At 72.4% G+C, this 22,878-nt stretch carries 17 protein-coding genes; 6 read left to right on the plus strand and 11 right to left on the minus strand.

Going from position 1 to position 22,878, the window contains the following annotated elements; all coding sequences use genetic code 11:
- The first annotated feature begins 8 nt into the window (after positions 1 to 8).
- Positions 9 to 1,487, plus strand: coding sequence for a protoporphyrinogen oxidase (hemG, locus tag ACGRHY_RS29600; protein ID WP_394638745.1), 1,479 nt, complete (start codon positions 9 to 11; stop codon positions 1,485 to 1,487).
- A gap of 65 nt (positions 1,488 to 1,552) precedes the next feature.
- Here the strand turns inward: hemG and ACGRHY_RS29605 are convergent, their stop codons facing one another.
- The 9 genes from ACGRHY_RS29605 to ACGRHY_RS29645 form a co-directional block, all read right to left on the minus strand.
- A complete protein-coding gene (locus ACGRHY_RS29605) occupies positions 1,553 to 3,304 on the minus strand; it encodes an FAD-dependent monooxygenase (RefSeq protein ID WP_394638746.1) in 1,752 nt (583 codons plus the stop codon).
- Between the two features lie 156 nt (positions 3,305 to 3,460).
- Complete coding sequence (locus tag ACGRHY_RS29610) at positions 3,461 to 3,919, minus strand: pyridoxamine 5'-phosphate oxidase family protein (protein ID WP_394638747.1); 459 nt, start codon at positions 3,917 to 3,919, stop codon at positions 3,461 to 3,463.
- Positions 3,920 to 3,935: 16 nt separating this feature from the next.
- On the minus strand, positions 3,936 to 5,036 hold the full coding sequence (locus ACGRHY_RS29615) for a threonine aldolase family protein (RefSeq protein WP_394638748.1): 1,101 nt from the start codon (positions 5,034 to 5,036) through the stop codon (positions 3,936 to 3,938).
- A 5-nt stretch (positions 5,037 to 5,041) separates the two neighbouring features.
- Complete coding sequence (locus ACGRHY_RS29620) at positions 5,042 to 6,445, minus strand: aldehyde dehydrogenase family protein (RefSeq protein ID WP_394638749.1); 1,404 nt, start codon at positions 6,443 to 6,445, stop codon at positions 5,042 to 5,044.
- Complete coding sequence (locus tag ACGRHY_RS29625; protein ID WP_394638750.1) at positions 6,442 to 7,542, minus strand: hypothetical protein; 1,101 nt, start codon at positions 7,540 to 7,542, stop codon at positions 6,442 to 6,444. The genes ACGRHY_RS29620 and ACGRHY_RS29625 overlap by 4 nt, the downstream gene beginning before the upstream one ends.
- On the minus strand, positions 7,481 to 9,325 hold the full coding sequence (locus tag ACGRHY_RS29630) for an asparagine synthetase B family protein (protein WP_394638751.1): 1,845 nt from the start codon (positions 9,323 to 9,325) through the stop codon (positions 7,481 to 7,483). Before ACGRHY_RS29630 ends, ACGRHY_RS29625 begins: the two co-directional genes overlap by 62 nt.
- Positions 9,313 to 10,326, minus strand: a complete 1,014-nt coding sequence (locus tag ACGRHY_RS29635) for an alpha/beta hydrolase (RefSeq protein WP_394638752.1) — start codon at positions 10,324 to 10,326, stop codon at positions 9,313 to 9,315. Before ACGRHY_RS29635 ends, ACGRHY_RS29630 begins: the two co-directional genes overlap by 13 nt.
- Positions 10,323 to 11,729, minus strand: a complete 1,407-nt coding sequence (locus ACGRHY_RS29640; RefSeq protein ID WP_394638753.1) for an MBL fold metallo-hydrolase — start codon at positions 11,727 to 11,729, stop codon at positions 10,323 to 10,325. The genes ACGRHY_RS29635 and ACGRHY_RS29640 overlap by 4 nt, the downstream gene beginning before the upstream one ends.
- Positions 11,729 to 13,051 (minus strand): formylglycine-generating enzyme family protein, encoded by a 1,323-nt coding sequence (locus ACGRHY_RS29645; RefSeq protein ID WP_394638754.1) that lies wholly within the window; start codon positions 13,049 to 13,051, stop codon positions 11,729 to 11,731. Before ACGRHY_RS29645 ends, ACGRHY_RS29640 begins: the two co-directional genes overlap by 1 nt.
- A 353-nt stretch (positions 13,052 to 13,404) precedes the next feature.
- Between ACGRHY_RS29645 and ACGRHY_RS29650 the strand changes: the two genes are divergently transcribed.
- Positions 13,405 to 14,205 carry a phytanoyl-CoA dioxygenase family protein gene (locus ACGRHY_RS29650; protein ID WP_394638755.1) on the plus strand — a complete coding sequence of 267 codons (801 nt, stop codon included), beginning with the start codon at positions 13,405 to 13,407 and terminating at the stop codon, positions 14,203 to 14,205.
- Between the two features lie 37 nt (positions 14,206 to 14,242).
- Here the strand turns inward: ACGRHY_RS29650 and ACGRHY_RS29655 are convergent, their stop codons facing one another.
- Positions 14,243 to 15,520 carry an ATP-grasp domain-containing protein gene (locus ACGRHY_RS29655; protein WP_394638756.1) on the minus strand — a complete coding sequence of 426 codons (1,278 nt, stop codon included), beginning with the start codon at positions 15,518 to 15,520 and terminating at the stop codon, positions 14,243 to 14,245.
- A gap of 126 nt (positions 15,521 to 15,646) precedes the next feature.
- Here ACGRHY_RS29655 and ACGRHY_RS29660 point away from each other — a divergent pair, with 126 nt between their 5' ends.
- Positions 15,647 to 16,798: an MFS transporter gene (locus ACGRHY_RS29660; protein WP_394638757.1), complete on the plus strand. Its 1,152-nt coding sequence runs from the start codon at positions 15,647 to 15,649 to the stop codon at positions 16,796 to 16,798.
- A gap of 72 nt (positions 16,799 to 16,870) precedes the next feature.
- On the plus strand, positions 16,871 to 18,190 hold the full coding sequence (locus ACGRHY_RS29665) for a nucleotide disphospho-sugar-binding domain-containing protein (RefSeq protein WP_394638758.1): 1,320 nt from the start codon (positions 16,871 to 16,873) through the stop codon (positions 18,188 to 18,190).
- Positions 18,191 to 18,244: 54 nt separating this feature from the next.
- Here the strand turns inward: ACGRHY_RS29665 and ACGRHY_RS29670 are convergent, their stop codons facing one another.
- Positions 18,245 to 19,789: an alpha/beta fold hydrolase gene (locus ACGRHY_RS29670; protein WP_394638759.1), complete on the minus strand. Its 1,545-nt coding sequence runs from the start codon at positions 19,787 to 19,789 to the stop codon at positions 18,245 to 18,247.
- A 168-nt stretch (positions 19,790 to 19,957) separates the two neighbouring features.
- Here ACGRHY_RS29670 and ACGRHY_RS29675 point away from each other — a divergent pair, with 168 nt between their 5' ends.
- The gene (locus ACGRHY_RS29675) at positions 19,958 to 20,311 is read left to right on the plus strand and encodes a VOC family protein (RefSeq protein ID WP_394638760.1); all 354 of its coding nucleotides are present in this window, start codon (positions 19,958 to 19,960) and stop codon (positions 20,309 to 20,311) included.
- Positions 20,312 to 20,440: 129 nt separating this feature from the next.
- Complete coding sequence (locus ACGRHY_RS29680) at positions 20,441 to 22,864, plus strand: ATP-binding cassette domain-containing protein (RefSeq protein WP_394638761.1); 2,424 nt, start codon at positions 20,441 to 20,443, stop codon at positions 22,862 to 22,864.
- Positions 22,865 to 22,878 lie beyond the last annotated feature (14 nt).

Raw genomic sequence — 22,878 nt, forward strand, 5'->3', positions numbered from 1 at the left:
CTGGTGGAATGGCTGGCACCGAACGGGATCAGGTGAGTGAAAAGCCCCATGTGGTCATCATCGGGGGTGGTATCGCGGGACTGGCGGCGGCGTTCCATCTCCGCAACGAGCCGGTCCGGGTGACGGTCCTGGAGGGATCATCCCGGCTCGGCGGGAAGCTGTCGGTCTCCGAAGTGGCGGGGGTCGCGGTCGACGAGGGTGCCGAGTCGCTGTACGCCAACCGGCGCAAGACCACCGGGCTGATCAAGGACGCCGGGCTCGGCGACCGGATCATGCCGGCGGGCGTCACCGCGTCGGCGATCTGGACCCGGGGCGAGGTCCGGCAGCAGCCCGACCGCCAGTTCATGGGCGTGCCCTGCGACATGGACGGCCTCGGCAGATCCGGTGTGCTGTCCGCGGCGGGACTCGACCGGGCACGGCAGGACCTGGTGCTGCCGTCGTTCGACCGGGACGGCGACGTCTCGGTCGCCTCCTACGTCGGAGGGCGCCTCGGCCAGGAGGTCGTGGACCGCCTCGTCGACCCGTTCCTCGCCGGTGTGTTCTCCGGCCGTGCCGAGGACCTGTCGTTCGAGGCCACGCTGACGCCGCTGGCCAAGGCGTCCCGGGCGCACGTTTCGCTCACGGACGCGGCGGACTCGCTGGCGCCTCGCCTGGCGGAAGGGGAGAAGCCTCCGCCGGTGAGCGTGGCGACCCTCGACGGTGGGTTCGGCGCACTGCCCCCCGTGCTCGTGCGGGAGGTGCTGGCGGCCGCGCCGGACGCGTCCGTGCGCACCGGCGCCCCCGTCCGGGGGCTCGCCCGGAGCACGGGCGGCTGGCGGGTGACCGTGGGCCCGGCCACCGACCCGGAGTACATCGACGCGGACGCCGTCGTCGTCGCCGTCCCGGCCGGCCCCGCCGGCGACCTGCTCGCCAGGATCCCCGGGACCGCCCCCGCCGTCTCGGCGTTCGCGGAGGTTCCGTACTCGAGCGTGGCGATGGTCACGCTCGCCTACCCCCGCGCGGCGTTCCCCGGCGGGCTCTCCGGCCGCGGATACGCCGCGTACCGGGTGCCCGCGGTGGAGGGGAAGGCGGTCAAGGAGGTCACGTTCACGACCGTGAAGTGGCCGCACCTGGCGGGCGAGGTGGAGATCGTCCGCTGCTCGGTCGGGCGGTTCGGCGAGGAGCACCTGCTGGGGCGCGACGACGCCGATCTCGTCGCGCTGGCGACGGCCGAGCTGGCCGAGGCCACCGGCGTGAGCGGCGCCCCGGTGGCGACCCGGGTGAGCCGCTGGGAAGACGCACTGCCGCAGTACACCGTCGGCCATCTGGAGCGGGTGCGGCGCATCCGTGAGACGGTGGCCGCCCAGCCCGGACTCGCGGTGTGCGGCGCCCTGTACGACGGTGTGGGTGTCGGCGTGTGCATGGCCACCGCGCGCAAGGCCGCCGACCAGGTCCTCACCTGGGTGAAGAAGAACACCGCGGCCCGTTCGGTGGCGGTCGGAGCCTGAGGCTCCCGGAGAACACGGAAGTGGCCGTGCCCGGGCACGGCCACTTCTCGTTCCCGGTCGCGGGGTCAGCGGTCCAGGAGAGCGGCGAACACCTCGGCCAGGACCTGCTCCGGGTCCTCGCCGCCGCCCGTGCTGCGCCAGGCGACGTGCTGGTCGGGGCGCACCAGGACCGCGCCGGCGCCGGTGATCTCCCGGACGGCCTCCCACCCGCCGTCCACGTCGGTGTACTCGGCGCCGGCGCCGATGCGGGCCGTGACGACCCGGACCGAGAACTTCTCCGCCACCCGCGCGGCCGCCTCGCACCACGGTGTCCCCTCCGGGCCCGTGATCAGCGTGAAGCCGGTCGTGCCGGTGAGGTCCAAAGTGGACAGTCGCCGGCCGTCACGGGCGATCCAGGCGTGCGGCAGCCGGTGCCCGGGGCGGGACGTCGGCCGGTGCTCGTTGCGCATGGGGACGCGGGCCGGCGGCGCGCTGCCGTCCGGTACGAGTGCGCCCTCCTCGTAGCGGAAGCCGATCTCCATGTCGAGCGACTGGCATCCCCCGCGGTGGGTGTGGAAGATCTCCAGGGCCCGCGCCCGCGCGGTGTCGCCGAGCGGGGACGGGTCGAAGTACTCCTGGAGCCGCTGCTTGCGGCGACCCGCCGGGATGTTGTGGCCGGCGCCGATGGCGTCGATGACCGCCTGGTGGTGAGTGGCGGCGGACACCGCCCAGTCGACGTTCTCCCGGCCCACGGGCCGTCGCTCGGCCTCGTAGGTGTCGATCAGGCTCTCGGACGCGCGGCCGCCGAGCACCGCGGCCAGCTTCCACGCGAGGTTGTGCACGTCCTGGATACCGGTGTTGAGGCCGAGCCCGACGGCGGGGGGCTGGCGGTGTGCGGCGTCACCGGCGATCAGCACCCGGCCGACCCGGTAGCGGTCGGCGAGGTGCGCGTGCACGATCCAGTCCGTCACCTTGTGCACGGTCACCTCCAGCTCCGGCAGGCGCAGGAGTTCACGGATCCTGGGGACGATCGTCTCCTCGTCCCAGCGTCCGGGCGGGCCGGGGGCGAAGTGCAGGCCCCACTGCTCGCAGTCCTTCCCCCAGCTCGGTCCCATCTCGATGAGATTGCTGGACAGGTCGGGGTCCTCCGGGCTGAGGAAGTGCGTGATGAGCGTGCCCTCCTCCCACCACTGGGACAGATCGGCGGAGAAGTACGCGGTCGTGGTGTTGACCAGTCCGGGCGGGCCCTGCATCTCGATGCCGACCTCGGCCCCGACCATGCGGCCGCCGTCGGCGCCGATGAGGTACCGCGAGGTGACCGTGGTGGTCTCGCCGGTCTCGACGTTCCGCACCTCGGCGACGACGCGGTCGCCCTCGTCGCGGAAGGCGGTCACCTCGTGGTGGAAGAGGATCCGCCCCGGATTGCGGTCCTCGGCGTGGCGGCGCAGGATCGGCTCCAGCCACATCTGCGGCAGCTTGGCGGGCAGGGCGGGCCCGACCGCGGCATAGCCCTCGCGCAGCTCACCGCCGCCGAAGGCGTCCATCTCGTGGATCAGGCGCCGGTCCAGCGGCCCGTCGCCCGCGAGTGTGGTCTGCCAGCGCACCTTGCCGAACTTCTCCAGCGGCGCCGCCTCCGCGAGCACGTCCTCGGCGATTCCGTGCTGGCGGAAGATCTCCATCGTGCGCTGGTTGAGATAGTGCGCCTTCGGGACCCTCGATGTGTCCGGGTGCCGTTCCACCAGCAGATGATCGACACCCTGGTCGGACAGGAAGACGGAGGCGGACAAACCGCATCCGCCACCGCCCACGATCAGAACCGGAACCTCGATGGCTCCCATATTCGCCCCTTTAGGATCGACAGATGCCTGGTCTGTCGCAGCCTGGCAAAGTCCTCTTCAACACCGGTCAAGCACGGCTGGACCGCGCCCGCGCCGGCCGGTCGCCCGGAGGGCCGGCCGGCGCGGGGGCGGGGGAGGAGGCCGGGGTCCGGAGGGTCAGCCGAGCCAGAGGCCGTCGCGCATCAGGTCGCGTCCGGCCAGCTCGTTCACCTCCCGCCAGGCCTGGACGCGCCGGGGCCGGATCCGGAAGTACTGGTAGGGCTCGTCGAGCGTGCGCGGGTCGAACCCGGTCTTGGCCGCGAAGGCGTCGCCCGTCTCCCGGCCCAGCTCGTCCACGTCCACCGGCTCCGCGACACCGTCGACGACCACGACGTCGCGCGTCGGGCCGAGGCCGAGCCGCACCCGGCCGTCCGCCAGCAGGTTGCGGCCGGTGATCGAGTCGCGTGGCGTCGAGACGAGGATCGCGGTCCCGTCCCACAGGTACGACAGCGGGATGAGATGGGCGCCGCGCGAGGCACCCGCCGTCGCGACCCAGAGATCGACGTCGTCCTCCAGTCTCGCCCGGGTGTCCCGCAGCCTTTCCCGGAGTCCGCGCGGTGGTTCCTGTGTCGTCATGCTTCCTCCGTCGGTGTCAGGGGGAGTTCCCGTCCGGGTGGTCTCCGCCGGTTGCCCGCCGGGCCGCGGGCACGGTGGCCGCCACGGCCGCCAGTGCCCTGACGGCCTCGCGCACACCGATCATGTCGTGTGCCCGGTGGATCACGAAGCGCACGTATCCGTTCGGCAGCGGCAGGACGCGAACCCCGTGGCCGGCGAGGCGCGCGGCGCACTCCTGGGGGGCCAGCCCGGCAAGCCGCGCCATGACCATGTTGGTCGGCCGCGGCGGGCGCATCAGCTCGACGCCGGGCACCGACCCGAGCCCGGAGGCGAGCGCCGCGGCCGTCTCGTGGTCGGCGGCCAGGTCGGGCAGGCGCCCGAGCGCGATCAGCGCGGGCGCCGCGACGACTCCCGCCTGGTGCAGGGAGCCGCCCAGCCATCCCCTCAGCTCGCGGGCGCGCGCGACGTACTCGTGTGATCCGCACAGCAGCCCGCCGACCGGAGCGCCGAGCCCCTTGGAGACGGAGAAGGCGATGCTGTCCGCCGGTTCGGCCAGCTCGGCGGGAGGGACCCCGAGCGCCACGGCCGCGTTCGCGAGCCGGGCCCCGTCGAGGTGGAAGTGCGCGCCGTACCGGTGGGCCAGCGCGGCCACGGCGCTCGTCGCCCCGGCGTCCAGGGCGTTGCCGGAGCGCATCATGCTCGTGTTCTCGAGACAGACCACGGTCGGCGAGCCCGCCGAAGCGGACAGCAGCGCGGCCAGGGCGTCGAGGTCGGGCAGGCCGTCGGGGCACTGCTCCACCGGCAGCGGCTCGACCCCGCCGAAGCGGCGCAGTCCGTCCGACTCGAGGAACGCCATGTGGGTGTCCGCGCCGACGATCAGCCGTGGCGCGGGCGACCCCCGCGGGCCGGACGCGGCGAGCGGGGCGATCAGGTTCGCCATCGTGCCGGTGGGCGTGAGCAGCGCGGCCTCGGTGCCGAGCAGTTCGGCCACCCGCTCCTCGAGGAGGGCGACCGTGGGGTCGTCGCCGTACACGTCGTCCCCGACCTCCGCCCCGGCCATCGCCTCGCGCATCCGCGCGTCCGGCACGGTGCGGGTGTCGCTGCGGAAGTCGAGCCGCGGGGAACCGGTCCACTCCATACGGCCTACCGCCCCGGCCGGTGGGCCACCCAGACGGCGCGGGGCCTGGTGTAGCCCTCCACCGCGTGGATGCCCAGCTCGCGGCCGTATCCGGACTGGCCGAGGCCGGAGACACTGACCGTCTCCTCGGTGTCGCCCCAGGTGTTGACCCACACCATGCCGGCACGCAGGGCGCGGCCGAAGCGCTCGGTCCGGTCGGCGTCCGAGGTCCAGACCGAGGCCGACAGGCCGTACGCGGTGTCGTGCGCGAGGTCCAGCGCCTCGGCGTCGGTGGCGAACGACGCGACGGACAGCACCGGGCCGAAGATCTCCTCGCGCCAGGCACGGCCGTCGAACGGCGCGCCGTCCACGATGGCCGGGTGGACGAAGAACCCGCCGCCGAGGTCGTGCCGGACCCCCCGACGGCCGGGCGGAAGGATCACCCGCGCGCCCCGCGCCGCCGCCTCCTCGACCACCTCGGCCGTGCGCTCGGCGGCCGCCCGGCTGATCAGCGGGCCGAGATCGGTGCCGGGGTCCTCCGGCGGGCCGACCCGGAGGGCGCCGGCCAGTTCGGCCACGCGGCCGACGAACTCGTCGTGCACGGCTTGCTCGACGATCAGGCGGGACCCGGCCACGCACATCTGACCGGTGTTGCCGGTGAAGCCCGCGACGACCGCCCGCGCCGCCGCGTCGAGGTCGGCGTCACGGAAGACCACGACGGGACTCTTGCCGCCCAGTTCCAGCGAGACGGGCCTGAGGCCGTCCGCGCAGCGCCGCGCGACCTCGCGCCCCGCCGTGGTCGAGCCGGTGAAGGAGACCATGCCGACGGCCGGCTGGTCGCAGAGCAGCCGGCCGGTCCCGGCACCGCCGTAGACGGCGGTGAGCACGCCCTCGGGAAGCAGTTCGCCGGCGCGGCCGACCAGGCGGCGGATCGAGAGCGGTGTCTCGGGCGCCGGTTTGACGACGACCGTGTTGCCGTACGCGAGCGCCGCGGCGATCTTCCAGACGGCCAGCAGGAGCGGGTAGTTGTTCGGAGTGATCGCCGCGCACACCCCGACCGGCACCCGGTCGGTGTAGGTGCGCATGCCGGGGCCCGCCGGATGGGTCTCCCCCACCGGGTACCGGGCCGCCGCCGCGAACCAGTCGACCACCCGGGCTGCGAAGTCCACCTCTCCGGCGGCGCGTGCCGTGGGCTTGCCCGCGTCCAGCCGCTCCAGCGCCGCGAACTCGTCGCGGTCGTCGCGCAGCAGGTCCCCGAGATCGCGCAGGAGGCCGGAGCGGCGCGCCGGGGAGGTGTCGGACCAGACCTCGCGGAACGCCGCGTCCGCCCGGGCCACGGCGTCGGCGACGCCGGGCCCGTCGGTGTCCGGCAGGCGGGTGACGGTGCGACCGGTGGCGGGGTCGAGGACCGGCCGCCCCCGCGCGGTCATCCCAGCACCTCGGCGTTGCCGGCGAGCCGCAGGCCGGCGTCGAGCCCGGCGACCAGGCCCAGGAACGCTTCCCGTCCCAGGCCCGCCCCCGCGCTGCCGAGCAGTCTGAGGTCGTACCCGTCGGGATGCTGCCACCAGGCGTCGCAGGCCCCGAACTCGGCGCTGAGGTAACCGAGATGGACCGGGCGTCCGCCGAGGTCGCACACCTCGGCGGTGGCGGGGTGCTTGTCCCGCTCCGGTGGGAACGCGAGCCGCCCGCCGCCGGTGAGCTGCACCGTGAGGCGCAGCTCACCGCCGGATACCGAGAGATAGACGACTTCCAGCTCACGGACGGCGGAGCCGTCGCCGAACGTCGCGGCGCTCTCGGCGCGGAACCCACCGGCCGACACCGGCACTCCCTGCGCGGTGAGGAACGCGGTGACCTCCTCCGACGGTGTCCAGTCGCCCTCGTGCTCCCGCCCGCGCCGGTGGAAGCGGAAGACACCGGTGGGCACCGACACCATGTCGGCCGGGTGCCTGGCCCAGTAGCTCAGCTCGGCGAACGGAGTGGCCAGTACCCTCGGCACCGCCTCCGGCACGGCCGGCCGCAGCGCGGCGAACAGCGCGACGATCTCGTCGTCGGCGAACTCGCCTTCCAGTACGGAGAGTTCGACCGTGGTACGGGCCAGCCGCGCGCTTGCGGCCCGGTGGCCCAGGTAGTCGGTCCCGAGCCAGACCACCCGGCCCTCCCCGATCTCGGCCGGCCGGGTCTCGCTGCCCCACAGGCACGGGTGGTCGGCGGCCGGGAAGGCCCAGTCGTACAGGAACTGCTTGAGGCGCAGCCGCCGTCCACCGCCGGAGATCTCGGTCCGGTAGCCGGAGGGGTTGGCGTCGCTCCACGGGGTGCGGCCCTCGGCCTCGACCCGTCCGGGGGGTGCCTCGCGGCGCAGCGTTCCGACACTGAGGTCGCACCCCTCGGGCAGCCGGGAGGGCCGCCACAGCACGAAGTTGCACCACTGCTGGGCGCGTGCCTCCTCGATCGCCGGGGGCACCCGGTCAAGATCGTCCGCGCGGTCCAGAATCTGCCAGCTCCACGGGGGTACGGGACTGCTCACCATGACTCCTCAGGTCGGTCCGGAGCTCCGCGAGGTGCCCGAGCCAGGCGGAGGTCGAAGCAAGGAACATCCATTCACCGACGCCCAGTTCGGCCCGGAGCGCGGCCGGCAGCGGCGGCAGCCCGAACGGGGTGCCGAGCCCGTCGGCGAGTTCGGCCAGCCGCCGGACGTATCCGGGGTCGGTGGGGGTCGGAAAGCCCTGTTTGGGGCGGTGCCGCACCGAGTCGGGCAGCAGGTCGGCGAGCGCCTCCTTGAGCAGTCCCTTGTGGCTGCTGCCGGGCTCGCCGCAGTCCTTCAGGTGCTCGGGGCAGCGGAAGGCCAGCTCGGCGAGGGCGACGTCCTGGAAGACGGGCCGGTCCTCCAGGGTGAAGGTCGCCGAGGTGGCGTCCACCATGTCGTTGACGTAGACCAGGAAGCGCCGCAGCAGGTGGTGCCTGCCGCGTTTGAGCGGAGACGCCGTCTTGATCGCCCGGTACTCGTCCATGGTGCGCTCCCACACCAGTTCGGTCACCACCGTCATGTCGACGCCGAGTTCGCGCGCCATCCAGGTGACGAGCCGTGCCCAGACCGGCCGCTCGTCGGGATAGAGCCGGTTCGTCAGGTAGTGGCGCCCGTGGATGTACGTGGGCGCGAAGGGATCGACGACGGGGAAGTAGCGGCCGGCCTGGTATCCCCAGAGCTCGTCGGCGCCGTGGCCCGAGTAGACGACCACGTTCCCGTCGCGGGCGATGGTGCCGTACAGGTGGTGCATCGCCAGCTCGGCGCCGTGCAGCAGCGGCCGCATCAGCCGGGTGGGCAGAACCGGCACGAGCTCGGCGGCGCGGTGGTGGTCCAGGTCGCAGACGGTCAGCGGCACGCCGAGGCGGTCGGCGGCCTCGGCGGCGTGCACCACGTCGTCGCCCGAGCCGCCGATGCCGTCCTGGTAGCGCAGTACGTACCCCTCGACGGGCACACCCGCCGCGGTCAGGCCCGCCACGGCCGCCGTGCTGTCGACGCCGCCGCTGAGCACCGCCGCCCGCGGGACGTCGGACACGGCCCGCTCCGCGATCGCCCGGTCGAAGGCGGCCCTGATCTCCTCGGGCGTCACCAGGCCGTCCACCGGCGTGGGCCGCCAGTAGCGGTGGGCGCTCGTACGGGACCGGTCGACCGCCAGGTACTCGGCGGGCTGCAGGGCCCTGACACCGCGCAGCCAGGTGCGGTCGTCGGCCGCGTCCATCCGGATCCAGGAGCGCAGCACGTACTCCTCGGGATCCACCTCGGGGGTCACCAGGCCGGTACGCAGGAGCACTCCCACCTCGGAGGCGAAGAGGAGCCCGCCGTGGGTGAAGGCGTAGAACAGCGGCTTCACGCCGAAGTGGTCGCGGGCGAGCACCACACGGCCGGTCCGGGTGTCGTGCCAGGCGAGCGCGAACATGCCGGACAGCGGCCGCAGCGCGGCCGCCGGGTCGTCCTCGCGGCACACCTGCTGCAGGACGAACTCGGTGTCGCAGGCGGTGCGGCGGGGCCACAGCGGCGGCGCGGGCGAACGGGAGCCGTAGACCTCGCCGTTGTGCACCATGACGATCCGCCCGGTGGGGTCGGTCATCGGCTGGTCGCCCGCCTCGGTGCGGTCGCGGACCGCAAGTCGCGTCGCGCACAGCATGACGGTGCCGCAGGGCGAGACGTACGGGGCGCGGGCCCCCTCACCCCGGTGCGCCATGGCGTCGGTCATCGTCCGGCCGAGCGCGTCCATCCAGCCGGGGTCCCGCCGTCCCTCGAAGCTGACGAAGCCCGCTATGCCGCACACGGGTCGGCCTCCGTCTCCCGCCACACCCGCCACAGCTTTGCCAGCGCCTCGGTGAACACGTACTCGATGCCGTGGTGCCCGCCCTCGTGCTCCCGGTAGACGTGGGGGACACCGTGCGCGTCGAGGGCCGCGCGCAGTGCGCGGACGCCCCAGTGCATGCCGTACTCGTCGCGTTCGCCGACGCCCAGGTGGAGCAGGCCCAGTCCGGCGAGACGGCCGGCATGGGCGGGGAGCATCCGCACCGGGTCGTGGGTGAGCCACCGCCGCCACACCTCGTCGCGGAACAGCCCCGTCGAGGGATCGCACGGCAGCGCGTCCGACGGGGTGGTGCGGGGGTCGTCGGCGTAGCACATGCCCATCGCGAGGATGCTCATCGCGACCATGAACGGCACGTCGTGCGGGCCGCTGTCGCGGCGGGCCAGCAGGCCCTCGACGCCGCCGGCCGCCCTGACGGTGTCGAGCGCGGCGGGCAGCAGCGGCAGGTAGCAGTGCTCGAACCCGGCGTCGGGCGAGCAGGCGACCACCGCCCCGAACAGCTCGGACGTCATGCCCGCGACGAGCGCGCCGTAGCCGCCGCTGGACTTCCCGGCGACGGCGCGCCACGCCGGCTCCGGCCGGGTCGCGAACCGCCGGTCCACCTCCGCGACGACCTCGGCGAGGTGGCCGGCGTACCGGCCGGAGGCGGCGGAGTCGATGTACTGGGAGCCGCCGTAGGCGGTCGTGCAGTCGGGTACGACGAGCAGCGCGGGCGGTACACGGCCGTCCTCCATCGCCCGGTGGACGCGGTCGGCGACGGACCCGCCGAAGGCGAGCGTCCGGCCGCCGAGGCTGGGGTGGGCGCCGAACCCCGGCAGCCAGTACACGACCGGGTACCGCCGGACGCCGTCGTACCCCGGCGGCAGGTGCACCTCGATCCGGCGGCGGTGCGGGTCGCCCAGCGGGTTGCCGCGCAGGCAGGTGCTCTCGTGTTCGAGCAGGACGGCTCCGGGGGCGTCGCTCATGGCCCGCTCGCCTCCCGCAGCGTGCGTTCCACATGGCGTGTGTAGAACGACGGGTGGTGGAAGACCGCGGACAGGAGGACTCCGTCGCTGGCCCACAGGCCGAAGGAGCTGCCGAACAGCAGGTCGGCGTCGAGCAGGGCCTCCAGCGTGCCGGCCGCCATCTCGGTCCAGCCCTCACCGCCGGCGAGGTGGCTCCGGGCCGGTCCCGGGCCGAGCCGCGTCACCCTGCCCGCCACGGGGTCGAGCAGGAAGGACGTCTCGCCGCCGTCGTCCTCGTACAGCGAGACGACGTGCCGCCCGGCGCCGTTGTCCAGCGCCCGGTACCAGTAGTCGGTCGCCACCAGCCGGTCCAGCAGCTCGCGCAGGAGGTCCTCGCAGGCACGGGTCTGACGGCCGTACCGGTCGAGGGAGGCGTCGAACGGCGGCACGGTCACGTCCGGATCGAGCGTCACCCGGGAGTAGACCTCGTCGAAGTCGTACCCGCCGGGCGGGACCGGCCCGTCGGCCGGGACGGCCTTGCCGTCCGTCACCTCGATCACCTGGCCCGGTCCCCACAGCAGGCCGTCGCGGCCCAGCTCGTCCAGACGCCGCAGGGCCTGCGTCGGGGTGAAGGGGAAGATCGTCCGGTTGCACCAGTCGTAGTCGCGCTCGCCGTCGCCGCTGATGCGCCACCCGAAGGAGGAGGGCACCGTCACGGCCGCGGGGATCGCCTCGACGTACCGGTCGAAGTTCGCCACGGCGCGGGCGCGCACCGCGTCCGGGTCCGTCAGCGGGCGGCGCTCGGTGAGCACACCGGGCGGCGAGATGCTGTGCGCGGGGACGAACACGGCGTCGAGCCGCGGCGCGTCGTCGCGGCGGAAGGCCGCCACGGTGTCCTCGTGCAGGAGCGCGTCCCCGCACAGCATGACGGCCGCGTCGTCCGTCTCCACCAGCACGCTCATCTCGGGGAACGACACGGCCGAGGGGAACGTCCGCAGGGTCGCCCCGCCCAGGGTGACCGTGTCGCCCGGCGTCACCGGGTGCAGGCGCTCGTAGCCGAAGCGGCGGAGCGTCCAGGCGATCGCCTGGTGCCCGAGCCCCGACGCGGTCAGCTGTGGCGGCACGGGGCCCGCGGGGTAGACGCAGGTGACCCCGGAGCTCTGGCGCGGACTGTCGTCGAAGTCCACGTCGGCGCCGTCGACCAGGCGGAGCAGTGAGGGGAAGTGGTGGTGGTCGAAGTGGTGGTGGCTGAGGACCACGTAGTCGACCCCGTCGTCGAGCACCTCCTGGACCAACCGGTCCGGCAGCGGCGGGTGGTGCTCCCAGAAACGGTCCAGGCGCTGTGTGAGCCACGGGTCGAAGAGGATCCGCTCCGTCCCCGTCTCCACGAGGACGGCCGCATGGCCCAGGGAGGTCAGTCGCATCAGTCGCTCGTCTCGTACACGCAGCGGAAGCCGACCTCGTTGTGCCGGTCGGTGATCAGGTCCTTGCCCCGGTAGAACGTGGTCAGGCAGGCCGGCGGCGACGTCCAGGTGCCGCCGCGCAGCACGTGGAAGGCCTCCTTGCGGTTCATGAAGTCCAGTGGGTGCCGTCCCTTGAAGAAGGGGTCCATGTCCTCACCGGTGTAGAAGTTCGTCCGCGTCAGCTCCCAGACGTTCCCCGACATCTGCAGGGCGCCGCAGGGGCTGGCGCCCTGCGGGAGGGCGTCCGCGGGCAGCACCGGGTGGGAGGGGTTGTCACCCTGCGAGATGGTGACCAGCAGCGCCTCGAGGGAGTCGAGGTCGGTCACGGCCTCGCCGAACGACCGCTCGACGTAGTTCACCCGGTCGGGGTCCCACTCCTCGCCCCACGGGAAGCGGCGGCCGTCCACGCCGCGCGCGGCCTTCTCCCACTGGACCTCGCTGGGCAGCGAGCCGCCGGCCCACTTCGCGAAGGCGTAGGCGTCGTACCAGTCGACGCCGACGACCGGGAGGCCGGGCGCGTTGAAGCGCGGGTCGTGCCAGTGCGCCGGGCGGTGCGACCGCTCGAGCGGCTGGTCCGGGTGGTCGAACTCGCCCGATTCGCCGACCTCTTCGAGGAACTCGCGGTAGCGCGCGTTGGTCACGGTGGTCCGGTCGATGAGGAACGCGGGTACGTCCACGGCGCGCAGCGTGCTGTCGTCCTGCGCCATGCGGAAGGCGTCGGGCTTCTCGTTCGCGCCGATGATCGCCGGGCCGCCCGGCACCAGGACGACGTCGGTGTTGCGCCGGGGGCATTTGCGCGCGGCCTCGATCCGCGCCCGCATGTCCGTGAAGTACTCGTCCTCCAGACGGCGGAGTTCGGCGGGGTCGCGGGTGCCGAAGACGGCGATGAGGGCGCGCTTGGTGAGCGCCGCGCCGCAGCCGACGGGCTTGCGCGCCCAGTCGGGCCGGGTGAAGTTGCTGGGCCAGCCGGAGATGCGGATGAGATCGGGGACGGCGGCGGCGATCCGGTGCTCCGCGATGACCTTGAGCGCCGTGAAGGCGACCCAGTCCACGGTGTCGTGCGTCGCGGCGGCCACGGCGGAGTCGGCGGCGGGATCGCCCGCGTGGTGCCCGGCCAGCAGCCGCACCGCGCCGGCCCGCACCGGCCACTCCGGATGGGTGACCGCGAGGCTCGTCAGCAACGGTATCCCGTCGGCGGTCCGCCCTCTCTCCTCGGCCAGGTCGACGACCCGCTCCACCGATGCCCAGTAGCGGTCGTCGGCGGAGTCGTCGATCACCAGCATGTCGGCGGGAATGTCGATGACTTGTGAAACGCGATTACCTACCATCTCAACCTCTCTCGGACGACACGCCGCCCGTACGGATTCGATTCCATACGGGCGGCGTGTCCCACTGGTCAGCGGATTACCACTTGCTGGTCTCCTGCTGCGCGTCACGGGTGTCGATGAAGTCGCGGTCGCTCATTTTCCACTCCCTCCGCCATATCGGTTTTCATGTGGTCCGGTGGACCTCACGGCCCGGAAGCATAGGGAGGGCGCGGAAGACACGGCAACCGCCTTGATTCACGAACGCTGAACACGAACATTCCGTGATATGCGCGGGTAGATTCGCGGCGACCCGACGTTGGGAGAAGGAAATGGCTGACACTCATTACCGTGAGCTGCGGGAGAACGGGTTCGTGCGCCTCCCCGCGCTGGCGGCGGGCGACTTGCTCGCCCGGCTCCGGCGCGCGGTGGCCCGGCTGGAGGAATCCGCCCGCGGCCGCACGGTCTCGACCGGGGACTTCGTCCTGGAGGCACCCGGCATCGGCGGCTGGTCGGCCTGGCAGCGGGGCGGAGAGGTCCTCACGGGGGTGCTCCGGTCGGCCGAACGCATCCACGAGCACGTGCCCGAGTTCGACGCCGTACAGCGGTCGCTGAAACTGGCCGACGGGCCGGTCGCACGGGCCGCCGGGAGTCCGGGCACCCTGGTCAACTCCTTCCTGTGGGCCAAGCCGCCCGTGGTGGGATCGGCGAAGCCCTGGCACCAGGACATGGCCTTCGCGCCCCCCGGTTTCGGCCCCGAGGAGCACGGCATCGTGACGGTCTGGATCGCGCTCGAACCCGCCACCCCGCGCAACGGCTGCCTGGAGTTCGTCCCCGGCTCCCATCTGCTCGGGCTGTTGCCGCACACCGGGGACCGTGAGCGCCTGCCGGGCGAGCCGCCGCTGGCGGAGGCGGTCGAGCCGCACGTCGCGAAGGAGCACCTGCCGGGTACGGCCGAACCGGTCACCGTACCCCTCGAACCCGGTTCGGCCGTCATGTTCGACGGCATGGTGCTGCACCGCTCGGCCCCCAACACGACGGCGGCGGAGCCGCGCACCGCCGTCAGTTTCGTCTACCGGGTGCCGCGGCCGTCCTGGACCCGGTGGGAGCCGGCCGCCGTCGCTCGTCCGTGATGTTCAACCGCGGCGGATCGGCGGTCGAACGGCGAGTTCAGGAGCCCGTCCCGCGGTCGAGGCCGTAGAACGCGACGCCGTCGAGGTGACGGATCGTGTTCAGGTCGCGTTGCACGACCTCCTCGAGGTCGTGCAACAGCGTCACGGTGACCGGGTAGGTGAGGTCGTCGACCGTCCGGCTGATCTCCTGGCCCGGTTTCACCAGGGTCGTCAGCGTGTGGAAGCTCTCCAGCCGCTCGATCTCCTCGATGCCCCGGTACTCGCTGAGCACGCCCTCCACCGGCGAGACCATGCCGGCGATCGCGCAGTACCGCCGCACCTCGTACGGGGTTCCGGCCCGGGCGTGGAACCGCTCGGGACGCAGGTAGGCGTCGACGGTCCACTCCAGCTGCGACTCACCGATGCCGAGACCGGCGCAGGCCGGGATGCCGCCGCCGGCGATCCGGGCGCCGACCTCCACCAGGCACGGCCCGGCCGGGGTCATCCTGATCTCCAGGTGCGCCGGGCCGTGCCGGATGCCGAGTGCGTCCAGCACCTGGAACGCGTAGTTCCCGAGGGGCTCCACGACCCGGCTCCCCGAGTCGGTCAGCGAGAGGGAGTCGCAGAGGTCGACGACGCCGTTGGCGCTGAGGCGGCCGGTCCGCCAGACGTCGCACACGTGGTGGCGGCCGTCCCGGCTGACGGTGTTCACCATGTACTCGGTGCCCGGGAGGTACTCCTGCGCCACGGCCCCGTCGTTGGGCCGGGAGAAGACGTCGTCGGCACCGGCGAGGGAGAGGAAGGCCGCGACCGACTCCTGCGGTGTGTCGCAGAAGGAGACCCCCTGGCTGCCCGCGCTGCGCGGCGGTTTGACGACGACGCGCCCGCCGAGTTCGCGGTGCCAGGCCGCGAGCTCCTGCGCGTCGGTGGCCCGAAGCTGCCGGGCCGCGCGGAGCCCCGCGGCGCGCACGGCCTCCACCATGAGGTGCTTGTCGCGCCGCGCGGCGCTCAGGGCGGTCCCGTTGCCGGGCAGGCCGAGGCGCTCCGCGAGCAGGTCCGCGAATTCCACCCCGCTCTCGCCACCCGAGACCACCGCGACCGGCGCGAACGCCGCGACCGCCGCGACCGTGGCCTCCAGGTCGCCGTCGTGGACGATGTCGGCGACGAAGTCGTCGGGAACGAACGGGGCCGCGCGGTAGACGAACGGCACTTCCCGGGTGCTCTGCACACGGACGACGGAGCATCCCTGCTCCCGGAATTCCAGAACAAGTGAACGGACCGCGGCGTAGGCGTCGACCAGCACGATGCACGGGCCGCCCTCAATGACTGCTGTCATATGTTCAAAACTAGACAGAATCCTGCCTCGTCGAAAGCCGTTCAGTCCTGACGCCCTCCACCCCCGGGGAAGTACCCGATGACGTCTTTTCCCGCGAGACTTCGCTCGCCGCATTACACTCCGATATTGCTGTTCATCAACACCCTCGGCAGTTTTCTGGTCCTCGTGAGCCTTTCCACGCACGTGGGATCGGTCACCGGGTCGGGACTGCTCGCCGGAGCCGTGCTGAGCGCGCCGTGGCTGCCCGCGCTGCTGCTGGCCGGACCGCTCAACCGGCTGCTCGGCCGGCACGCCCCGGAACGGCTGGTCCGGCTGGCCGAGGCGGTGAGCCTGGTACTGACCGCGGCCGCCCTCGTGGCGCCGGAACGCGCGCTGTTCGCCGTCGCCGCCGTTCTGCTCCTGGTGCGCGGGTACTTCGAGACGGTCACCCGCGCGGCCACGGCGGTCGTGCTGCGCGGCGCGGTCCCGCCGAAACGGCTGGACCGGGCCAACACCGTCGCCGAGATCGGCAAACTGACCGGGCTCAGCGTCGGCGCGGCGCTGGCGGGGCCGGCCGGGGCGGTACTGCCGTTCCGGGGACTGATCGCGGTGAACGCGGCGACGCTGGTGCTCTCCGCCCTGCTCGCCTGGGCGTTGCCGTCGTCCTCCGGGCAGGCTTCCGCGGGTGCCGCGAACGGCGCGGAACCCGCGACCGGCACCCGCCCGCGCGTCGACGACCCGGTGCTGCGCAGGCTTTTCGCCCGCTTCCTGCTGGTGGCCCTCTGGCAGGGCTTCCACACGGTGGCCGTCACCGTGGTCCCGGTCCAGGTGCTGGGCGGCGGAGCCCGTCTGGTGGGCCTGTTCGTCGCGGTCTCCTCGGTCGCCGTGTTCGCCGGCTCACTCGCCGCCCTGCCGGCCCAGCGGTACCTGGGCCACCTGCCCTCGGCCACCTGGGTGGTACTCCCCATGCCGCCCCTGCTCGCGGCGGTCCTGGTCGGCCGCACCGTGCCGACGCTCGCGCTGTACGCGTTCTTCCTGGTCCTGTTCGAGGTCGCCTACGTCCACTACAACAACCGGCTGCTGGCCGCGGCCTCCGCCGAGGAGCTCCCCTCGGTGCTGACCTTCCGGGCCACCCTGCTCCCCGCGGGTGTGGCGTTCTCCATCCTGGCCGTGGGGGCGCTCTGCGACCTGGCGGGCCCGCTGCCCACCGTCCTCGTGGTGGCGGCGGTCACCTTCCTCGTCACCGCCGCGACCGGCACCACTCCGCACACGTGGAGAAGACGTGTGCAGGGCGCCTGACCAAGCTGGCGGGGAACGGAAAGCGCGGCGTCCGCCGCGGACCCCCCATCTCCGAATCCAAGGAAGTGCATCGTGCGGGTGCTTCTCGTGCCGTTCCCCTGGAAGACGCACATATTCAACCTGGTCCCGCTGGCGTGGTCGCTCCAGACGGCCGGGCACGAAGTGTGCGTGGCCGTATGGCCGGAACTCCTCGACGCCGTCACCGGAGCGGGGCTGACGGGTCTGGGCGTCGGTCCGGGCGAGACACCGAAAGTGCGCGGTCAGCGGGACCAACAGCAGAAAACGGCTCGCGCCGCCGCCGCGAAGAGGTCTCCCCGGGAAGGGCTCGACCCGCTGTTCGACGTACGGCCGGATCGCGAGCGGCTGAGCTGGGAGCAGGTCACCGGGGTCTTCGACGACCTCGTGCTTCCGCAGGCGCGGCGTTCCAACGACTCGATGATGGACGACCTGGTCGCGTTCGCCCGCGCCTGGCAGCCGGACCTGGTGCTCTGGGGCGCGAAGGCGTTCGCGGGAGCGGTGGCCGCCGCAGCGGTCGGAGCGGCACACGCCCGGGTGCTGTACTCCGTCGACGTCTACACGCGCATGCGGGAGGACTTCCTGCACGCCAAGGCCCTGCGGCCACCGGAGGAACGCGTCGACGCGCTGGGCGACTGGCTGGCGGGCTGGGCCGGGAAGTACGGCTGCGAGTTCTCCGAGGAACTGGTCAACGGGCAGTTCACCATCGCCCCGCTCCCCGAGTCGTTCCGGCCCGACCCCCGGCCGACGACGCTTCCCGTGCAGTTCGTCCCCTACAACGGGCCGTCCGTCGTGCCGCGGTGGCTCGCCGAGCCGCCGCGGGCGCCCCGGGTCCTGATGACGTTCGGCGACTCGGTGGACGACGGGCCGGTACGGCTCCTGCTGCCCGTCGAACGCATCCAGAAGATCCTCGACTCGGTCGCCGACCTGGAGATGGAGCTGGTCCTGACCCTGCCTCCGGGCCTGCGGCGGGAACTGCGCGAGGTGCCGGCCAACACCCGCCTGGTTGAGTCCGTTCCCCTCTCCGGGGTGTTACGGACCTGCTCGGCCGTGGTGCATCACGGCGGCACCTGGTCGTTCGGCTGTGCCCTGCGGTACGGCGTGCCCCAACTGCTGATCAGCAGGGCGTTCGACGCTCCGCTGAAGTTCCAGTGCCTCCACCGCGCGGGGGCGGGGCTCTCCATGGAGCCCGCCGAGGCGGAGGGGCCCGGGGTCCGCGCCGCGCTCGTCCGCCTGCTGGAGGACACGGCCATCCGGGAGAACGCCCGGCGGCTGCGTCAGGAGGTGCTGGCCATGCCCACCCCCAACGAACTGGGGCGGACCCTGGAGGAAGTGGTCGCCGCCCGCCGGGCCGGTCTGGTACCCGCCTTGCGCTGACCAAGAGGAAACGGGCCCCGCATGACGATCATGCGGGGCCCGTCCGTTGGCGGATCAGGATGCCGGGACCGGGTCCGGGGACGCCTGGCAGACGGCGTCGACCCCCCACCGGGAGGCGGGACGGGTGCCGTCCCTCAGGTAGTCGCCGACGTAGTCGTTGAGGCAGGTGTTGTTGTTCGCCGACAGCGCCGCGCCGACGTTGTGGCCGCCCTTCTCCAGGACGAGCCGGGAGTTGCGGAACAGCGCGTGCGTCTCGAACGCGCCGACGACACCGTGCGCGTTGTCGAACTGCGGCTGCACCAGCAGGACGTCCACCTTGCCGTTACCGACCTTCTGCGGCTTCTTCGCGGGCGCCGGCCAGAAGGCGCAGGGCGCGCTGTACCAGGCGTTGGTCCAGGTCAGGAACCGGTTTCCCGCGTCGTACTGACGGGAGAGGTCCGAGTGCCACCGGTCCCAGTCCCGCGGCCAGGGGCCGTCGGTGCAGTTGACCGCGTTGGTCATCGCGTGCCTGTTCTGGTGCGGGAAGCCGGGAGGCCAGTAACCGGCCCGCAGCGATGTCGGGTCGTTGCGCACCACCCAGTCGGAGAGCACCTCCGCGCGGGAGATCCAGACCCAGTCGCGGTAGACCACCGGCTCGAAGAAGTCCGCCCACTCGGACGGGCCGATCTTCCCGTCGAGGGGCGCCGCGCGCAGCGCGTCCTGCCCCTTGTAGTAGTTCGCCTCGACCTCGGCCTCGGTCGTGCCCAGGTGGTAGACGTGGTCGTACTTGGCGACCCAGGCGAAGAAGAAGCCGGCGTTGCGTTCGGACGTCACGTTCTTGGCGAGGCTGTTCCGGTACCCCACGCCGCTGGGACGCACCACGCTGTCCAGCACCATCCGGGCCACCCGGTTCGGGTACATCGAGGCGTATACCGAGCCGAGGTAGGTGCCCCAGTCGGTGCCGAAGTAGGTGATCTTGTCCTGGCCCAGCGCGACCCGGATCAGGTCGAGGTCGCGCGCGGCGTCCTCGGTGCTGAGGTGCTCCAGCACGTCACCGTACTCGTCGTCGCAGCTCTCGGCGTACGCGCGGGCCCGGTCCACCCACTCCTGCTCGGCGGCGGGCGTGGCCGGCACGGGGTCCGGCTGCGCGTGCCCGGGGTAGACGTAGTCGCTGTCGCAGACGACGGCCGGCTCGCTGGCACCGACGCCGCGCGGGTCGAAGCCGATCCAGTCGTAGGCGGCGCCGACGTCCTCGGCCAGCCCGGTCGTGCCCTGGGCGTAACGGGTCGGCAGGTCGCGACCGATGCCACCGGGCCACTGGCCGCGGTTGAGCAGCACGGCACCCTGGTACTCGCTGTCGGGAGCGGTGTGCCTGGCTCGGGTCAGCTCCAGGGTGATCTTCCTGCCACCGGGGTCGGCGTGGTCGAGCGGCACCTGCAACGAGCCGCATTCGAGGCCCTTGAGCATGGGGCCGAGGATCGGGTCGTTGTCCGGACACGGCGACCAGTCGATGGTGCCGGCGGCCGGTCTGGCCGCCTCCTCGGCGGACGCGGTCGGGGCGACGACCGAACCCACCAGACCGGCCACGACCACCGACGTGACCAATGCGAGCTTTTTCACCTGATTCCCCTCCTGCAATTCAGTGCGCTCGCAGCGTGGCACGGGCATCTGCGCTCTGGCTCAAGATTGTCTTGAAAACCACTTGAGTGAAAAGGCGTGAAGATGCACTGCGTCCACAGGTTTCCTTAGCATGGCACGACGAAAACCCAACCCCACTCGGGAGTGAGAATGGCTGACTCGGCCACCCAGGGAATCAAGACCGTGTTGCATCCCGTGGCGGACGTGGCGGCGGCCAAGAAGGTGTACGCGGCCCTGCTCGGCATCGAGCCGCAGACCGACGCGGAGTACTATGTCGGCTTCGACGTCGCGGGGCAGCACATCGGGCTGGTGCCGGCGGGAGCCCAGGACATGACCTCGCAGGTCGCCTACTGGCACGTTTCCGACATCGAGGCGAAGATCGCCGAGGTGACCGCCGCGGGAGCCACGGTGACGAGCCCCGTCAAGGAGGTCGGCGGCGGCCGTCGGGTGGCCACCGTCACCGACCTCGACGGCAACGTTCTCGGACTGCTGCAGGACAGCTGACGACCCAGCAATCCCCCACCCGCCCTCGAAGCCCCCTCCGGTCGTCCCCGGGAGGCTTCGAGGGCAGCCCCGGGCCCGCCGCCCGACGGGAAGGGGCGGGGCACCGCCGTCCCGGGAGATGGAGAGACGATGAGCAAGGACACCGGTGCGGACCCTCGCCCGTCCGGGCCGCACGACACCCGCCGTCGCGATGTGATCCGCGTGCACGGCGCGCGCGTGAACAACCTCAAGGACGTCAGCGTCGAGATCCCGAAGCACCGGCTGACGGTGTTCACCGGGGTGTCCGGCTCGGGCAAGAGCTCGCTGGTGTTCGGCACGATCGCCGCCGAGTCGCAGCGGCTGATCAACGAGACCTACAGCGCCTTCGTCCAGGGCTTCATGCCGGCGCTCGCGCGGCCCGATGTCGACGTGCTCGAAGGGCTGACGACCGCGATCGTCGTCGACCAGCAGCGGCTGGGCGCCGACCCCCGCTCCACGCTCGGCACCGCCACCGACGCCAACGCGATGCTGCGCATCCTCTTCAGCCGGCTCGGCCGGCCCCACGTCGGCCCGCCCAGCGCGTTCGCCTTCAACGTCCCCAGGCGGACGGCGAGCGGGGCCATGAACGTCGACAAGGGCAAGGGCAAGCGGGTCGTGGTGCGCAAGGCCGTCTACCACGGTGGCATGTGCGCGCACTGCGAGGGCCGGGGCACGGCCTCCGACATCGACCTCACCCAGCTCTACGACGACTCCAAGGCGATCGGCGAAGGCGCGTTCACCATCCCCGGCTGGAAGCAGGACAGCTTCTGGACCACCCGGGTCTACGCCGAGTCGGGCATCCTCGACCCGAAGAAGCCGATCCGCGAGTTCACCGACAAGGAGATGCACGACTTCCTGTACCGGGAGCCGGTCAAGGTGAAGGTCGACGGCGTCAACCTCACCTACGAGGGGCTGATCCCGAAGATCCGGAAGTCGATGCTGTCCAAGGACCGGGACTCGCTGCAGCCGCACATCCGGGCCTTCGTGGACCGGGCGGTCACCTTCACCGCCTGCCCCGAGTGCGACGGCACCCGGCTCAGCCAGGAGGCCCGGTCGTCGAAGATCAGGGGGATCGGCATCGCCGACGCCTGCGCGATGGAGATCCGCGACCTGGCCGAGTGGGTGCGCGGACTGGAGGCGCCTTCCCCCGACTCCTCGGGCGGGGAATACGCCACGGTGGCGCCGCTGCTGGCCAAGCTGCTGCACACCCTGGACTCGCTGGTGGAGATCGGGCTGGGCTACCTCTCCCTGGACCGGCCGTCGGGCACGCTGTCGGGCGGCGAGGGACAGCGGGTGAAGATGGTCCGCCACCTCGGCTCCTCGCTCACCGACACCACCTACGTCTTCGACGAGCCCACCACGGGCCTGCACCCCCACGACATCCAGCAGATGAACAGCCTGCTGCTGCGGCTGCGGGACAAGGGCAACACCGTCCTGGTCGTGGAGCACAAGCCGGAGACGATCGACATCGCCGACCACGTCGTCGACCTCGGTCCCCGCGCGGGCGCCGACGGCGGCCAGGTGGTGTTCCAGGGCTCCCTCGAAGGACTGCGGGGCAGCAACACGCCCACCGGCCGCCACCTCGACGACCGGGCCGCCCTCAAGAAGACGGTGCGCGAGCCCGCCGGCGCCCTGGAGATCCGCGGCGCGAGCACCCACAACCTGCGCGACGTCGACGTCGACATCCCGCTCGGAGTGCTGTGCGTGGTCACCGGCGTGGCGGGCTCCGGCAAGAGCTCGCTGATACACGGCTCGGTGATGCGCAGGGACGGCGTGGTGGCCGTCGACCAGTCACCGATCAAGGGCTCGCGCCGCAGCAACCCGGCCACCTACACCGGACTGCTCGACCCGATCCGCAGCGCCTTCGCCAGGGCCAACGGCGTGAAGCCCGGGCTGTTCAGCGCCAACTCCGAGGGCGCCTGCCCCACCTGCAACGGCGCCGGCGTCATCCACACCGACCTGGCGATGATGGCGGACGCCACCACCACCTGCGAGGACTGCGAGGGCAGGCGGTTCGACGCGTCGGTGCTGGAACACCGCCTCGGCGGACGCGACATCAGCGAGGTGCTCGCGATGCCGGTGGCCGAGGCCGCGGAGTTCTTCGGCACCGGCGAGGCGCGCGTCCCGGCCGCCCACCGGGCCCTCGAACGCCTCGTCGACGTGGGTCTCGGCTACCTCGACATCGGCCGGCCGCTCACCACGCTGTCCGGCGGCGAGCGGCAGCGGCTGAAGCTGGCCGCCCGTATGACGGACAAGGGCGGCGTCTACGTACTGGACGAACCCACCGCCGGCCTCCACCTCGCCGACGTCGAGAACCTGCTCGGCCTGCTCGACCGTCTCGTCGACGCGGGCAAGTCCGTGATCGTGATCGAACACCACCAGGCCGTGATGGCCCACGCCGACTGGATCATCGACCTCGGCCCCGGCGCCGGACACGACGGCGGCCGGATCGTCTTCGAGGGCACCCCCGCCGACCTCGTCGCCTCCCGCTCCACCCTCACCGGTGAGCATCTCGCGGCCTACATCGGCCGGTAGGGCCACGGCACTCC

This window comes from Streptomyces shinuiensis, assembly GCF_043660855.1.
In the GTDB taxonomy this organism is placed as follows: Bacteria; Actinomycetota; Actinomycetes; order Streptomycetales; family Streptomycetaceae; genus Streptomyces.

Bases quoted from the DNA above. Each gene is read 5' to 3' on its own strand.
- ACGRHY_RS29635 (WP_394638752.1), bottom strand. From the start codon at position 10,326: ATGAGCGACGCCCCCGGAGCCGTCCTGCTCGAACACGAGAGCACCTGC.
- ACGRHY_RS29680 (WP_394638761.1), top strand. From the start codon at position 20,441: ATGAGCAAGGACACCGGTGCGGACCCTCGCCCGTCCGGGCCGCACGAC.
- ACGRHY_RS29625 (WP_394638750.1), bottom strand. From the start codon at position 7,542: ATGGTGAGCAGTCCCGTACCCCCGTGGAGCTGGCAGATTCTGGACCGC.
- ACGRHY_RS29615 (WP_394638748.1), bottom strand. From the start codon at position 5,036: ATGGAGTGGACCGGTTCCCCGCGGCTCGACTTCCGCAGCGACACCCGC.
- ACGRHY_RS29640 (WP_394638753.1), bottom strand. From the start codon at position 11,729: ATGCGACTGACCTCCCTGGGCCATGCGGCCGTCCTCGTGGAGACGGGG.
- ACGRHY_RS29605 (WP_394638746.1), bottom strand. From the start codon at position 3,304: ATGGGAGCCATCGAGGTTCCGGTTCTGATCGTGGGCGGTGGCGGATGC.
- ACGRHY_RS29610 (WP_394638747.1), bottom strand. From the start codon at position 3,919: ATGACGACACAGGAACCACCGCGCGGACTCCGGGAAAGGCTGCGGGAC.
- hemG (WP_394638745.1), top strand. From the start codon at position 9: ATGGCTGGCACCGAACGGGATCAGGTGAGTGAAAAGCCCCATGTGGTC.
- ACGRHY_RS29655 (WP_394638756.1), bottom strand. From the start codon at position 15,520: ATGACAGCAGTCATTGAGGGCGGCCCGTGCATCGTGCTGGTCGACGCC.
- ACGRHY_RS29675 (WP_394638760.1), top strand. From the start codon at position 19,958: ATGGCTGACTCGGCCACCCAGGGAATCAAGACCGTGTTGCATCCCGTG.
- ACGRHY_RS29645 (WP_394638754.1), bottom strand. From the start codon at position 13,051: ATGCTGGTGATCGACGACTCCGCCGACGACCGCTACTGGGCATCGGTG.
- ACGRHY_RS29650 (WP_394638755.1), top strand. From the start codon at position 13,405: ATGGCTGACACTCATTACCGTGAGCTGCGGGAGAACGGGTTCGTGCGC.
- ACGRHY_RS29620 (WP_394638749.1), bottom strand. From the start codon at position 6,445: ATGACCGCGCGGGGGCGGCCGGTCCTCGACCCCGCCACCGGTCGCACC.